Source organism: Zobellella taiwanensis (assembly GCF_003012795.1).
Classification (GTDB): domain Bacteria; phylum Pseudomonadota; class Gammaproteobacteria; order Enterobacterales; family Aeromonadaceae; genus Oceanimonas; species Oceanimonas taiwanensis.
Window position 1 is genome coordinate 1 of record NZ_PXYH01000002.1, and the last position, 13,173, is coordinate 13,173.

The 13,173-nt window shown below is 65.2% G+C and carries 13 protein-coding genes; 11 read left to right on the top strand and 2 right to left on the bottom strand.

Annotated features, from left to right (window positions below):
- Positions 1 to 218 precede the first annotated feature (218 nt).
- The 6 genes from C7I36_RS01345 to C7I36_RS01370 all read left to right on the top strand — a co-directional run bounded on the left by C7I36_RS01345 (position 219) and on the right by C7I36_RS01370 (position 6,310).
- Complete coding sequence (locus C7I36_RS01345) at positions 219 to 1,400, top strand: M24 family metallopeptidase (protein ID WP_219899575.1); 1,182 nt, start codon at positions 219 to 221, stop codon at positions 1,398 to 1,400.
- Positions 1,401 to 1,441: 41 nt separating this feature from the next.
- Complete coding sequence (locus C7I36_RS01350) at positions 1,442 to 2,494, top strand: threonine aldolase family protein (protein WP_245879996.1); 1,053 nt, start codon at positions 1,442 to 1,444, stop codon at positions 2,492 to 2,494.
- A gap of 53 nt (positions 2,495 to 2,547) precedes the next feature.
- Entirely contained in the window at positions 2,548 to 3,981 is a 1,434-nt protein-coding gene (locus tag C7I36_RS01355; RefSeq protein ID WP_106451958.1) for an aldehyde dehydrogenase family protein, read from the top strand.
- A gap of 2 nt (positions 3,982 to 3,983) precedes the next feature.
- On the top strand, positions 3,984 to 5,288 hold the full coding sequence (locus C7I36_RS01360) for an amidohydrolase (RefSeq protein WP_106451959.1): 1,305 nt from the start codon (positions 3,984 to 3,986) through the stop codon (positions 5,286 to 5,288).
- A gap of 272 nt (positions 5,289 to 5,560) precedes the next feature.
- Positions 5,561 to 6,073: a phosphohistidine phosphatase SixA gene (sixA, locus tag C7I36_RS01365; protein ID WP_106451960.1), complete on the top strand. Its 513-nt coding sequence runs from the start codon at positions 5,561 to 5,563 to the stop codon at positions 6,071 to 6,073.
- A gap of 24 nt (positions 6,074 to 6,097) precedes the next feature.
- Positions 6,098 to 6,310 carry a DUF1107 domain-containing protein gene (locus C7I36_RS01370; protein ID WP_106451961.1) on the top strand — a complete coding sequence of 71 codons (213 nt, stop codon included), beginning with the start codon at positions 6,098 to 6,100 and terminating at the stop codon, positions 6,308 to 6,310.
- Between the two features lie 86 nt (positions 6,311 to 6,396).
- Here C7I36_RS01370 and smrB read toward each other — a convergent pair whose 3' ends face one another.
- A complete protein-coding gene (gene smrB / locus C7I36_RS01375) occupies positions 6,397 to 6,921 on the bottom strand; it encodes an endonuclease SmrB (RefSeq protein WP_106451962.1) in 525 nt (174 codons plus the stop codon).
- A gap of 50 nt (positions 6,922 to 6,971) precedes the next feature.
- Between smrB and prmB the strand changes: the two genes are divergently transcribed.
- The 5 genes from prmB to C7I36_RS01400 all read left to right on the top strand — a co-directional run bounded on the left by prmB (position 6,972) and on the right by C7I36_RS01400 (position 11,113).
- Positions 6,972 to 7,892, top strand: coding sequence for a 50S ribosomal protein L3 N(5)-glutamine methyltransferase (gene prmB / locus C7I36_RS01380; RefSeq protein WP_106451963.1), 921 nt, complete (start codon positions 6,972 to 6,974; stop codon positions 7,890 to 7,892).
- Between the two features lie 24 nt (positions 7,893 to 7,916).
- Positions 7,917 to 8,999, top strand: coding sequence for a chorismate synthase (aroC, locus tag C7I36_RS01385; protein WP_106451964.1), 1,083 nt, complete (start codon positions 7,917 to 7,919; stop codon positions 8,997 to 8,999).
- A 153-nt stretch (positions 9,000 to 9,152) separates the two neighbouring features.
- A complete protein-coding gene (locus C7I36_RS01390) occupies positions 9,153 to 9,677 on the top strand; it encodes an elongation factor P hydroxylase (RefSeq protein ID WP_106451965.1) in 525 nt (174 codons plus the stop codon).
- A gap of 17 nt (positions 9,678 to 9,694) precedes the next feature.
- Positions 9,695 to 10,822, top strand: coding sequence for an ATP-NAD kinase family protein (locus C7I36_RS01395; RefSeq protein ID WP_106451966.1), 1,128 nt, complete (start codon positions 9,695 to 9,697; stop codon positions 10,820 to 10,822).
- Between the two features lie 3 nt (positions 10,823 to 10,825).
- Positions 10,826 to 11,113: a YfcL family protein gene (locus tag C7I36_RS01400; protein WP_106451967.1), complete on the top strand. Its 288-nt coding sequence runs from the start codon at positions 10,826 to 10,828 to the stop codon at positions 11,111 to 11,113.
- Between the two features lie 134 nt (positions 11,114 to 11,247).
- Here the strand turns inward: C7I36_RS01400 and cysN are convergent, their stop codons facing one another.
- Positions 11,248 to 13,167 carry a sulfate adenylyltransferase subunit CysN gene (gene cysN / locus C7I36_RS01405; RefSeq protein ID WP_106451968.1) on the bottom strand — a complete coding sequence of 640 codons (1,920 nt, stop codon included), beginning with the start codon at positions 13,165 to 13,167 and terminating at the stop codon, positions 11,248 to 11,250.
- Between the last annotated feature and the right edge of the window lie 6 nt (positions 13,168 to 13,173).

The following is a 13,173-nucleotide window of genomic DNA, read 5'->3' on the forward strand; positions in this document are numbered from 1 at the left end:
GCGCTACGTGGACGTGGTGCGGGGCTCCCTGCCGTTCGTGCTGCTGCTGGTACTGGTGTCGGGGCTGCTGATCCTGTTTCCGCAAATTGCCCTGTTCCTGCGGGACCTGGCCTTCGGCAAGTAAGCCCGTTGTGAATCCTGTTTAATCAAACCACCGGCAACCGCGGTTGCCGGTATACCCGGTTGCACCCGCAACCTTGTGCCTGGAGTGTCCGTCTGTGAAGTACCAACAGCCATTCAGCCTCGAAGAATATCAGGTCCGTCTGCACAAGACCCGGCAGAGCATGCTGGAGCAGGGCATCGACGTGCTGATCGTCAGCGAGCCTGCCAACCTCTACTACCTGACCGGCTACGACGCCTGGTCGTTCTACACCCCCCAGTACGCCCTGGTCAGCCAGGACTGGGACAGGCCCCTGTGCGTGGTGCGCGGCCAGGACGTGAACGGCGCCCGCCTGACCAGCTACCTGACCGACGACTTCATCCTCGGCTATTCGGATCACTACATCCAGAACCCGGCCGCCCATTGCATGGAGTTCGTCGCCCGGCTGCTTACCGAACGCGGCAAGGGCAGCGCCCGGGTAGGCTATGAGGGCGACAGCTTCTTCTTCAGCGGCCGCAGCCTCAGCCAGCTGCAGTACCACCTGCCCAACGCCACCCTGGTGGATGCCGACGCCCTGGTCAACTGGGTGCGCAGCGTCAAGTCCGAGGCGGAGATCGGCTACATGCGCCAGGCCGCCCGCCTGACCGAACTGACCATGACCAAGGCCATCGACAGGATCAAGCCCGGGGTCCGGCTGGCGGACGTGGCCGCCGAGGTCTATGCCACCTCGGTGGCGGGGCTGGAAGAATACGCCGGCGAATACGCCGCCATCGCCCCGCTGATCCCGGCCGGGGTGGGCACCTCCTGCCCCCACGTGATGTGGCGGGACGAGGTCTACCAACAGGGCGACTGCTCTACCCTGGAGATCTCCGGGGTCAAGGCCCGCTACCACGCGCCCCAGAGCCGTACTGTCTTCCTCGGCAAGCCCAACCCCAAGGCCTACGACACCGTGCAGATCGTGCTCGAGGGCATAGAGGCGGTGCTCAACACCGCCAGGGAAGGGGTCTATGCCCACGAGGTGCACGCCGCCTGGGATGCGGTGATCTCCAAACACGGCATCGTCAAGGACTCCCGCTGCGGCTACAGCATCGGTATCGGCTACCCGCCCGACTGGGGCGAGCGCACCATCAGCTTCCGGCCCATCGACAACACCCTGCTGACCGAGAACGTCACCATGCATTTCATGCCCGGGGTCTGGTTCGACGACTGGGGCGTGGCCATCACCGAGTCGATCCGCATCACCAAGACCGGGGTGGAATGCCTGTGCAACACCCCGCGGGCGCTCTTTATCATCGACTGACCGCACGGCGCCGGCCCCGGCCGGCGCCCACTGGAGGATTCATGACCCAAGCTCCCATGTTTGCCAGCGACAACGCCTCCGGGGTGCACCCCGCCATCATGGCGGCGCTGGCCGACGCCAACCGGGGCCATGCCCTGGGCTACGGTGCCGACGAACTGACCGCCCGCGCCAACCGGGCCTTCAAGCAGCTGTTCGGCGATCAGGCCGAAAGCTTCCTGGTGTACAACGGCACCGGCGCCAACGTCATCGCCCTCAAGGGGCTGGTGCGCTCTTTCGAGGCCGTGTTCTGCTCCGCCGAGTCCCACCTGTGGATCGACGAGGCCGGCGCCCCCGAACAGTTCCTCGGCGCCAAGCTGATCACCCTGCCGGCGCACAACGGCAAAATCCGCATCGACGACATGCGCCCGCGCCTGGGCGACATCGGCTTCCAGCACCGCAGCCAGCCCAGGGTGATTTCCCTCGCCCAGTGCACCGAGCGCGGTTCCGTCTACCGCCCGGACGAACTCGGGGCCTTCTGCGACTTCGCCCGGGCCCACGGCTTCTACGTGCATATCGACGGCGCCCGCATCCACAATGCGGTGGCGGCGCTGGGGGGCGACTGCAAACGGCTCTTTACCGAGCTGGGGGTGGACGTGGTGTCCTTCGGCGGCACCAAGAACGGCCTGATGGTGGGCGAGGCGGTGGTGGTGCTCAACCCGGCCCTGCAGGTCCAGTACCCGGTGATCCGCAAGCACGGCATGCACCTGGCCTCCAAGATGCGCTTCCTCGCCGCCCAGTTCCTGGCCTATTTCGAGGACGATCTCTGGCTGCACAACGCCGCCCAGGCCAACGCCATGGCGGCCTACCTGGCCGAGCGGCTCAAGGCCGTACCCCAGGCCCGGCTGGTGGCGCCGGTAGAGACCAACATGCTGTTCGTGGAACTGCCCAACGACTGGCTGGCGCCGCTGCAGCAGCAGGCCTACTTCCACGTCTGGCGGGCCGACAGCAGCCCCGGCCGGTCCGAGGCGCGGCTGGTGATGTCGTTCGATATCGAGCGTGCCCATGTCGACGCCTTTGTGGCGCGGATGGGGCAACTGGCCGCACAGGAACAGTAACCCCGCAGGCATCGGCCCGAGCGGGAACCCAGTGAGACTAAGGAGAGACAACGATGGCGATGGTACGACTGAACAACCCCTTCACCGGCGAAACCGTCTTCGAACAGGCCTCGGCCGGCTTCGGCGAGGTGGCGGAAAAACTGGCCCTGGCCCGGGCCGCCTACCGGCGCTGGTCGCGGGTACCGGCGCCGGAGCGGGCGCGCCGGGTGCGTGCGGCCCTGGAGGTGTTCCGGGCGGCGGAGGACGAGATCAGCACCGCCATCGCCCGGGAGATGGGCAAGCCGAAGACGGCGGCGACCGAAGAACTACGCTACATGATCGAGCGGGCGGAATATATGTGCCGCTTCGCCGAGGACGGGGCGCTGACGGATCTGGATCTCTCGGCCTATCACGATGCCGACTTCCAGGGCTGCATCCGCTACCGGGGCAAGGGCATCGTCTATATCATCAGTCCCTGGAACTACCCGCTGTTCACCGCCATCAACGGCGTGGTCTGCGCCCTGCTGAGCGGCAGCGCCGTGCTGCTCAAACACACCACCACCCCCTCGGTGGGGCGCCTGTTCGAGCGGGCCTTCCACACCCTGGGTGACCTGGCGGATCTGCTGTTCAACATCACCGTCGACTATGAGGTGTCCGCCGAGATCATCGAGCGGGGCGACATCGACCAGGTGGTGTTTACCGGCTCGGTGCAGGGCGGGCGGGTGATCCAGCAGAGCATCGCCCGGCGGGCGCTCAACGATCAGCTGGATTCCCCCTTTATCGAGGCTGCGCTGGAGCTCGGCAGCAACGACGCCTGCTACATCGCCGAGGACGCCGATCTGGAGCAGGCCCTGCTGTGGGCGGTGAAGATCGGCCGGCTGCACAATGCCGGCCAGTCCTGCTGTGCGGTCAAGCGGCTCTACGTGCACGAGTCCCTGTACGACGCCGTGGTGGAAGGCGCCAGGGCCATCATGGCCGCCGAAGTCAATGGCGACCCGTTGCGGCCAGAGACCACCCTGGGCCCCCTGTTCGGCGGCAGGGCGGCCATCGACGGCCTGCTGGAACTGGTGGCGGATGCCACCGCCAGGGGGGCGACCCTGGTGACCGGCGGGGCGCGGGAGACCCTGGCGGGCTGCGACTTCATCCAGCCGACCCTGGTGGCCGGGGTGGATCACGGCATGCGCATCATGAAGGAGGAAACCTTCGGACCCGTGCTGCCGGTGATGAAGGTACGCAGCGACGAAGAGGCCTTCGGCCTGGTCGCCGACACCCGCTACGGGTTGACCGCGTCCATCTTCACCCGTTCGCGCGCCCGGGCCAATGCCTTTATCGAGGCGCTCGATTTCGGCACCCTCTACGTGAACCGCTGCAACTTCGTCGACGCCCGCCTGGGCTGGATCGGCCACCGCCACTCCGGCAACGGCTCCCTGGCGCTGTCGCCGGAAGGGCTGCGTGCCTTCAGCAGCAAGAACTCGCTCAACATCAACGGTGCCGCCCTGGAGGACTGAACATGGCCTATTACGATCGGCTGGACGAGCACGGCCTGGCGGTGCTCGACTATGTGCGCGCCCGGCGGCACGACTTCCATCGCCATCCGGAGCTGTCCTGGTGCGAGTTCCGTACCACGGCGGTGCTGTGCCGGGAGCTGGCGCAGATGGGTTTCAGCGTCCGCTGGGGACGGCCGCTGTGGGGTGAACTCAGGCCCCACAACCTGCCGCCCCGGGAACAGCTGGACGCGGCCTTCGCCGCCGCCCGGGCCGAGCTGGGGGAGGGGGATCCCTACCTGGCGGAGATGGCGGGCGGCTTCACCGGCCTGGTGGCCGAACTCGACTGCGGCGGTGGGCCCCACCAGGCCTTCCGCTTCGATATCGACGCCCTGCCGGTGCAGGAGAGCGGTGGCTGCGACCACTCGCCCTGCGGGGCCGGCTTCGCCTCCGTGGTGGACGGCCGGATGCACGCCTGCGGCCACGACGGCCACATGGCGGTCGGCCTGGGCCTGGCCCGGCTGCTGGCCGAGCACAAGGCGGCGCTGAAGGGGCGCTTCACCCTGCTGTTCCAGCCGGCGGAGGAAGTGGCCGGGGGCGGGGTGCACTTTGCCCGCCTGCCCCAGCTGCAGGGGGCGGACCGGCTCTATTCGGTGCATGTGGGCATCGTCGACCGGCCGGTGCTGGTGTGCGACGCCACCTGGATTGCCGGCAGCGTGTTCGAGGTGGTGTTCCGCGGCCGGCCCGCCCATGCGGGCAACAACCCCCACTACGGCCGCAACGCCCTGCTGGCCGCCTGCCAGGCGGTGACCGGCCTGTACGGCATCGCCCGCCACGGTGGCGGCGCCTCGCGAGTCAATGTGGGCGCCATGCATGCGGACAACCCCAACAACATCATCTGCGACGAGGCGCGGCTGCGCTTCGAGGTGCGCGGCGCCGACAACGGCATCCGCGACTACATGGCACAGCGGGCCCGGCAGGTGATCGAGGGGGCGGCGGCGATGCAGGAGGTGACGGTAGAGATAACCCCGCTCACCCGCTTCGAGAACCATCCCAACCACCCGGCACTGGCGGCCTGGATCAAGGAGCAGGCGCTGGCCTTCGGCCTCGGGGCCGGGGACATTCAGGACAGCTACCAGGTGCCGGCCAGCGAGGACGCCACCTTTATGACCCGGGCGGTGAACGAGGGCGGCGGCCAGGCCTGCCACCTGCTGTTCGGTTGCCCGGTGGTGGGCGGGCACCACAACAGCCGTTTCGACATTCCCGATCCCCTGCTGGCCTGGGGCAGCAGCTTCTATTTTCACCTGGCACGGCAGGGCATGGGAGACTAGGTGGTGGCGGCGGATTTTTTGCGTCCGTTCACCAAACTGTCATCCGGGACGGGCAATATGCCTGCCGCATCCGCCGGCTAGGTGTCGGTGAGCACGGCCATCGAATGATTTTCGGTGTAACCGTGTTCTTTATGTTATAGCTAAGATAACAACGACGAACAGGCTTCCGGCCACTTGGTCAAAGGGTGAGCTGGATCCTTGAGCATAACAATGAGCAGGGGTATGATGCCCGCCGTTTTACCGGGCGGGATTCGCCTGAAAGTGAGGTGGAGATGAACATCTTTATCATGCGCCACGGCCAGGCGGCACCAGAGGCGTCCAGTGATGCCTTGCGGCCTTTGACCGAGCAGGGAAGGGATGAAACCTGTTTGATGGCGCAGTGGCTGGCACAGCAGGTGCCGGTGTTCGAGCGTGTGCTGGTCAGTCCTTATCTGCGGACCCGGCAAACCTGGCAGCAGCTGAGCCGGCACCTGGCTGCAACCCAGGTGGAATATTGCGACGAGCTGACCCCCAATGCCGACGCGGACATCGCCGCCAGCCTGCTGCTGGCCTATGGCGAGCTCAACCGCCAGGCCAATATTCTGGTGGTCAGCCATATGCCCATGGTCGGATTTCTGGTGGAAAGCCTGTGCCCGGCGACCATGGCACCGATTTTTGTGACGTCGGGGGTGGCCAAGCTGACCCTCGAAACGGGGCAGGGCGCCGTGTTCAACTGGCTCGAAGGGCCGCACAACATCCGACCCCACTATGCCCAGCCCTATCCCTTATGCGGCTCACTGGGGTAAACGCACGACAAGCAGAGGTCAGACATGCGTATTTTTAACAATTATCAGCCTTTGTTGATTGCCAAACATGTAAAGACCTTTTTCAAGGGGCGCCTTTATATCCGCGGACGCGGCGCCTACCTTTACGCCAAAGGCATGCTGGTGATGCCCGAACAGGCGGATGCCCGCCACCGGGCCACGGTTCAGGAGATCAACCGTGTCATCGGCCAACTCAATACTCCCCAAACGGCAGCCTGAGGCGCTGCCGTGACTCCTGCGAGGCCGGGCCATGCCCGGCCTCGTTGTTTATTCGGGAGCCGGTGGTCCGCCGGGGTAATGGGAAGCTAGAGCTCGACCCTGAGCAGCACCAGCAGAGCGGCGTTGCCGCCCCATGCCCGGGTGGCCTGGTGGAAGGCCAGCACCTGGGGATGCTGGGCCAGCCACATGGGCAGCCGCTGCTTGAGAATATGCTTGCCGTGGCCGTGCATGATGGACACGCACTTCACGTGCTGGCGGCGGGCCGCCAGCAGCAGGGCCGCCAGCTCCTCCTTGGCCTGCTCCTGGGTCAGGCCGTGCAAGTCCAAAAACAGATCCGGCACATAATCGCCCCGGCGCAGCTTTTTCAGCTCATAGGCGGAGGTGTCCGCCTGGCGGTAGCGGGTGGGCCCTTCCTGCTCCAGCCAGGGCTCGTAGAGATCGGAAAAGGGGTGGGCTTCGGCCTTGTCCTTGCGCACCTCGTGGCGCTGCGCTTTCACCTTGACCGGCGCCCGGTGCGGACTTATGGTATCCTGCTTCAATTTGCGGACACCCCGCACCGCTTCCTTAAAGAGCGCCTGTTCGTCGTCTTCGGGGGGAGGGGTGGTGGCCATGTCTGCGTCCGATTAGTCAAAAACAGCCATTTTATCGAGGCGGAGGGGTTTTGGACACGCTTTTTCATGACGAGGCGCTCACCGAGCTGCACACCATAGGCGACTGGTTGCGGTTTGCCGTCAGCCGTTTTCAGCAGGCCGGCCTGTTCTACGGCCACGGCACCGACAACGCCTGGGACGAAGCGGTGCAACTGGTGCTGCCGCTGTTGCACCTGCCCCAGGACTGCCCGCCCCAGGTGCGCGACGCCCGCCTGCTGCCGAGCGAGCGCCAGCGCCTGCTGGAGGCTCTGCAACAACGGGTCGAGCAGCGTATCCCCACCCCCTACATCACCCACACCGCCTGGTTTGCCGGCTATGAATTCTATGTGGACGAGCGGGTACTGATCCCGCGCTCGCCCATCGCCGAGCTGATCGACGGCCGCTTTGCCCCCTGGCTGGATCACGAGCCCCGCCGCATCATGGACTTGTGCACCGGCTCCGGCTGCATCGCCATCGCCCTGGCCCACGCCTTTCCCGAGGCCGAGGTGGACGCCCTGGACATCTCCCGCGAGGCACTGGACGTGGCCGAGATCAACATCCAGAACCACGGCCTGGAGCAGCAGGTGATCCCCATCGAGTCGGACCTGTTCTCGGCCCTGCCGGCGGGAGACCAGTACGATCTGATCGTGGCCAACCCGCCCTACGTTGACGAAGAGGACATGAGCGACCTGCCCGAGGAATTCCACCACGAGCCCGAACTGGCCCTGGCCTCCGGTGCCGACGGCCTGGACTTCACCCGCCGCCTGCTGGCCCAGGCCTGCGACTTTCTCACCGAGGACGGGGTGCTGGTGGTGGAAGTGGGCAACAGCCAGGTCCACCTGGACGCCGCCTATCCCGAACTGCCCCTGTCCTGGATCGAGTTCGCCAACGGCGGCCACGGCGTCTTTGTGATCAGCCGGCGCGACCTTTTGCCCTTTCGGGACCAGTTTTAATCTCACTACAAGGAAATCCAGCTAATGGCAGGGAACAGTATCGGAACCCTCTTTCGTGTCTCCACCTTCGGCGAGAGCCACGGCCCGGCCCTGGGCGCCGTGGTCGACGGCGTGCCCCCGGGCATCGAACTCAGCGAGGCGGATCTGCAGCATGATCTGGACCGGCGCAAGCCCGGCACCTCCCGCTTTACCACCCAGCGGCGGGAAGCGGATGAGGTCAGGATCCTGAGCGGCGTGTTCGAAGGCAAGACCACCGGCACCTCCATCGGCCTGCTGATCGAAAACACCGATCAGCGCTCCCAGGACTACTCCGCCATCAAGGATCTGTTCCGGCCGGGGCATGCCGACTACACCTACCACCAGAAATACGGCATCCGCGACTACCGCGGCGGCGGCCGCTCCTCGGCCCGGGAAACCGCCATGCGGGTGGCCGCCGGCGCCATCGCCAAGAAGGTGCTGGCCCGTTACGGCGTGTCCATCTACGCCCACCTGACCCAGCTCGGCCCGATCAAGGCCGAGGCCTTCGACCAAAGCATCATCGACACCAACCCCTTCTTCTTCGCCGACGCCGGCAAGCTGGAGGCGCTGGACGAGTACATGCGCGAGCTGAAAAAAGAAGGCAACTCCATCGGCGCCAAGATCCAGGTGGTGGCCCAGGGCGTGCCCGTGGGCCTGGGCGAGCCGGTGTTCGACCGCCTCGACGCCGACCTCGCCCATGCCCTGATGAGCATCAACGCGGTCAAGGGCGTGGAGATTGGCGACGGCTTCGCGGTGGTGGAGCAGAAGGGCTCCGAGCACCGGGACGAGCTCACCCCCGAGGGCTTTGCCAGCAACCATGCCGGCGGCATACTGGGCGGCATTTCCAGCGGCCAGGACATCGTGGCCAGCATTGCGCTCAAGCCCACCTCCAGCATCATGGTGCCGGGCAACACCATAGACGTGCAGGGCAGCCCCACCGAAATGGTGACCCGCGGCCGCCACGACCCCTGCGTCGGCATCCGCGCCGTGCCCATCGCCGAGGCGATGATGGCCATAGTGCTGCTCGACCACCTGCTGCTCAACCGGGCCCAGAACGCCGAGGTGGCGACCACCACGCCCAAACTGTAACACCGAAAAAAGGGGTCGGAGTCAATTTTGCACAATGCAAATAAATGACTCCGACCCCTTTTTATGTGCCCGCATCAACCCGGCGCTGCGCCTCTTGTGTACCTACCCCAGCCGGGTAAAATAGCGCCCCTGAATCGAGGGCCGTTTTTTATTATGTCATTTTGCTACCGGGATCTGATTTCCCTGTTTAACCGAAGCTTCGCCGACACGTACAATACCCGCCTCGAACTGGGGGACGACGAGCCCATCTACCTGCCGGCCGACGCCGAAGTGGCGTACCATCGCATTATTTTTGCTCATGGTTTTTTCGCCAGTGCCCTGCACGAGGTGGCCCACTGGCTGCTGGCGGGAGAGGCGCGCCGCCGGCAGCCGGACTACGGCTACTGGTACCATCCGGACGGCCGGGATGCCGAGGCCCAGGCCGCCTTCGAGGCGGTGGAGGTGAAGCCCCAGGCCATCGAATGGGCGCTGTCGCTGTGCTGCGGCTTTCCCTTCAACGTGAGCTGCGACAACCTGAATGGCTGCGTGGATCCGGATCGCCACGCCTTCCGGGCCCGGGTGCGGGAGCAGGCGCTACGCTACCTGGCCGAGGGCTTTCCGGCCCGGGCCAGGATCTTTATGGACGTGCTGCGGCAACACTATGGCCGGCCGATGCCGACCGCGGCGGATTTTAGCTGATTTAGAGAGGACGGCGGATGTTCAAGATTGGCCTGATTATCAACCCCCTGGCGGGCCTGGGCGGCAGCGTGGCGCTCAAGGGCAGCGACGGCATGGCCGAGCAGGCCCTGGCCCTGGGCGCCGAGCCCAGGGCATTGCAGCGCAGCAGCCTGGCCCTGGCGGAGCTGGCCGGGCTCACGTCACTGTTCCATATCCACACCGTGGGGGGCGACATGGGCGAGAGCCTGTGCCGCGAGCTGGGCCTGCCCTTTGACGTCTGCTACCGGCCCGCCACGCCCACCACCGCCGAGGACACCCGCAAGGCGGTGAGGATGCTGGTGGAGCAGGGCATCGATCTGCTGCTGTTCGCCGGCGGCGACGGCACCGCCCGGGACATCTGCGCCGAGGTGCCACAGTGGCTGTGCGTACTGGGCATCCCCGCCGGGGTAAAAATCCACTCCGGGGTATACGGCGTTACCCCCGCCGGCACCGGCCGGCTGCTGGCCAGGCTGGTGCGCGGCGAGCCGGTGAGCCTGGTGGAGGCGGATGTGATGGATATCGACGAAGCCGCCTTTCGCGAGGGCCGGGTGCGGGCCCGCCGCTATGGTGAAATGCGCATTCCGGGCGAACTCAATTATGTGCAGGCGGTCAAGGTTGCCGGCAAGGAATCCGCCGAGCTGGTGCTGACCGATATCGCCGACGAGGTGATAGAGCGCATGGAAGAGCACGACGACTGCTATTTCATCATGGGCTCGGGCGGCACGGTGGCGGCGGTAATGGAGCGGCTGGGGCTTGACAACACCCTGCTGGGGGTGGATCTCGTTTACCAAAAACAGTTAGTTGCCTCGGATCTGGATGCCAGAGGCCTGTATGAACACATCAGGGACAAACCGTGCAAGCTGGTGATCACCCTGATCGGGGGCCAGGGCCATATTTTCGGCCGTGGCAATCAGCAGCTCAGCCCGGCGGTGATCCGTGCCGTGGGGCGCGACAATATCTGGCTGCTGGCGACCAAATCGAAGCTCAATTCGTTGCAGGGCCGCCCGCTGCGAGTCGACACCAATGATCCCGCACTCGACCGCGAACTCGGCGGCCTGATCCGGGTGATCACTGGCTATCATGATGAAGTTCTGGTCCGGGTGGCAAACCCGGAAGACGAGGCTTAATAAATGAACATTTTTGAATTTGAACGGCTGCTGCTGGCGGAGATCGACGATCAGGTGGCCGAGGCCAGCGACGATCAGCTGTTTGCCGGCGGCTACCTGCGTGGCCACATTACCCTGGCGGTAGCCCAGAGCGAAATTGCCGGCCGCACTCATGTGCGCGACGTCAAGGCGCGGGTCAAGACCAGCCTCAACCAGGCTATTTTGAGCGGCGAGCTGAACGATGACGATCAGAAACTGGTGTTTGCCTACTGGAACCAGTTGCTGGCCCGGGCGGAAGCTGACCTGTCCTGAGCGCCCTGCGCTTCAAGAAGAAGGTCACCGTGTTTGGAGCGCAGGCAACTTGCCGCGCAGCGGCAACCCGTAAACCATTCCCAATAAAAAAGCCGGCTCAGTGAGCCGGCTTTTTGCCTTCAGCGGGGCCGGGGTCAGATGGACCAGTCGCCGCCGTTGATGATGCCTTTTTCCTTCAGCAGGGCGATGACCGCGTCCGCCGCTTCGTCGGCGCTCAGCGCCGTGGTATCCAGGCGGATTTCCGGGTTCTCGGGCTGCTCGTAGGCGGAGTCGATGCCGGTGAAGTTCTTCAGCTCGCCCCGGCGGGCCTTTTTGTACAGCCCCTTCACGTCACGATCCTCGGCCACCGACAGCGGGGTGTCCACGAACACCTCGATGAACTCGCCGTCTTCCAGCAGATCCCGCGCCAGGCGGCGCTCGGAGCGGAACGGCGAGATAAAGGCGGTGAGCACAATCAGGCCGGCATCCACCATCAGCCTGGACACTTCCGCCACCCGGCGGATGTTCTCCACCCGGTCGGCATCGGTAAAGCCCAAGTCCTTGTTGAGGCCATGGCGCACGTTGTCGCCGTCCAGCAGGTAGGTGTGGCGGCCCTGGGCGTGCAGCTTTTTCTCCACCAGGTTGGCGATGGTCGACTTGCCGGCGCCGGACAGGCCGGTAAACCACAGCACCGCCGGCTTCTGGCCCTTGGCCAGGGCGCGGGCGTCCTTGTTCACGTCCACGTGCTGCATGTGGATGTTCTGGCTGCGGCGCAGGGCGAAGTGCAGCATGCCGGCGGCGACGGTGTTGTTGGTCAGCCGGTCAATCAGGATAAAGCCGCCGGTGTCCTTGTTGTGCTGGTAGTCGTCGAAGGCAATGGCGCGGTCCAGGCCGAGGTTGCACACGCCGATGCCGTTGAGCTCCAGCTTTTTGGCGGCGGTGTGCTCCAGGGTGTTGACGTTGACCTGGTACTTGATGTCGGTGACGGTGGCGGTGACGGTTTTGGTGCCGATTTTCAGCAGGTAGGGGCGGCCGGGCAGCAGGGCGTCCTCGTGCATCCACACCAGGGTGGTCTCGAACTGGTCGGCGGTGTGCGCCGGCGCGTCGGCGGTGGAGATGACGTCGCCGCGGGAGATATCGATTTCATCGGTGAGGGTCAGGGTCACCGACTGGCCGGCCACCGCCTGGGGCAGGTCGCCGCCGTGCACCACAATGCGGGCGACGTGGCTTTCCTTGCCGGAGGGCTGCACCCGGATGCGGTCGCCGGGCTTAATCACGCCGCTGGCGATGGTGCCGGCAAAGCCGCGGAAGTCCAGGTTGGGGCGGTTGACCCACTGCACCGGCAGGCGGAAGGGGGCCTGCTGCATGCGGGTGTCGTCCACCTCAACGGTTTCCAGGTAGCCCATCAGGGTGGTGCCGTGGTACCAGGGCATGTTGTCGCCATGGACGATGATGTTGTCGCCCTTGAACGCCGACAGGGGAATATAGGTGATGTGCTTGAGCCCCAACTGCTCGGCGAACCGGCTGTATTCTTCCACTATGGTGCGGAAGGTTTTTTCGGAGTAGCCCACCAGGTCCATCTTGTTGATGGCGACCACGATGTGGCGGATACCGAGCAGCGACATCAGGTAGCTGTGGCGGCGGGTCTGGGTGAGGATGCCCTTGCGCGCGTCCACCATCAGGATGGCGGCATCGGCGGTGGAGGCGCCGGTCACCATGTTGCGGGTGTACTGCTCGTGTCCGGGGGTGTCGGCCACGATGAACTTGCGCTTGTCGGTGGAGAAGAAGCGGTAGGCCACGTCGATGGTGATGCCCTGCTCGCGCTCGGCGGCCAGGCCATCCACCAGCAGGGCGAAGTCGATGTCTTCCCCCTGGGTGCCCCACTTTTTGGAGTCGGCCTCCATGGCGGCGAGCTGGTCTTCGAACAGCATTTTGGATTCAAACAGCAGCCGGCCGATAAGGGTACTCTTGCCGTCATCGACGCTGCCGCAGGTGATAAAGCGCAGCAGGCTCTTGTGCTCGTGTTGTTTGAGGTATTCGTTGATATTGCTTTCTATCAGAGATGACTGATGCATCTTACA

Excerpts from the sequence above, each read along its gene's own strand:
- C7I36_RS01360 (WP_106451959.1), top strand. The coding sequence starts at position 3,984 with ATGGCCTATTACGATCGGCTGGACGAGCACGGCCTGGCGGTGCTCGAC.
- C7I36_RS01390 (WP_106451965.1), top strand. The coding sequence starts at position 9,153 with ATGTCATTTTGCTACCGGGATCTGATTTCCCTGTTTAACCGAAGCTTC.
- C7I36_RS01350 (WP_245879996.1), top strand. The coding sequence starts at position 1,442 with ATGACCCAAGCTCCCATGTTTGCCAGCGACAACGCCTCCGGGGTGCAC.
- C7I36_RS01400 (WP_106451967.1), top strand. The coding sequence starts at position 10,826 with ATGAACATTTTTGAATTTGAACGGCTGCTGCTGGCGGAGATCGACGAT.
- cysN (WP_106451968.1), bottom strand. The coding sequence starts at position 13,167 with ATGCATCAGTCATCTCTGATAGAAAGCAATATCAACGAATACCTCAAA.
- C7I36_RS01355 (WP_106451958.1), top strand. The coding sequence starts at position 2,548 with ATGGCGATGGTACGACTGAACAACCCCTTCACCGGCGAAACCGTCTTC.
- C7I36_RS01395 (WP_106451966.1), top strand. The coding sequence starts at position 9,695 with ATGTTCAAGATTGGCCTGATTATCAACCCCCTGGCGGGCCTGGGCGGC.
- C7I36_RS01370 (WP_106451961.1), top strand. The coding sequence starts at position 6,098 with ATGCGTATTTTTAACAATTATCAGCCTTTGTTGATTGCCAAACATGTA.
- smrB (WP_106451962.1), bottom strand. The coding sequence starts at position 6,921 with ATGGCCACCACCCCTCCCCCCGAAGACGACGAACAGGCGCTCTTTAAG.
- sixA (WP_106451960.1), top strand. The coding sequence starts at position 5,561 with ATGAACATCTTTATCATGCGCCACGGCCAGGCGGCACCAGAGGCGTCC.
- aroC (WP_106451964.1), top strand. The coding sequence starts at position 7,917 with ATGGCAGGGAACAGTATCGGAACCCTCTTTCGTGTCTCCACCTTCGGC.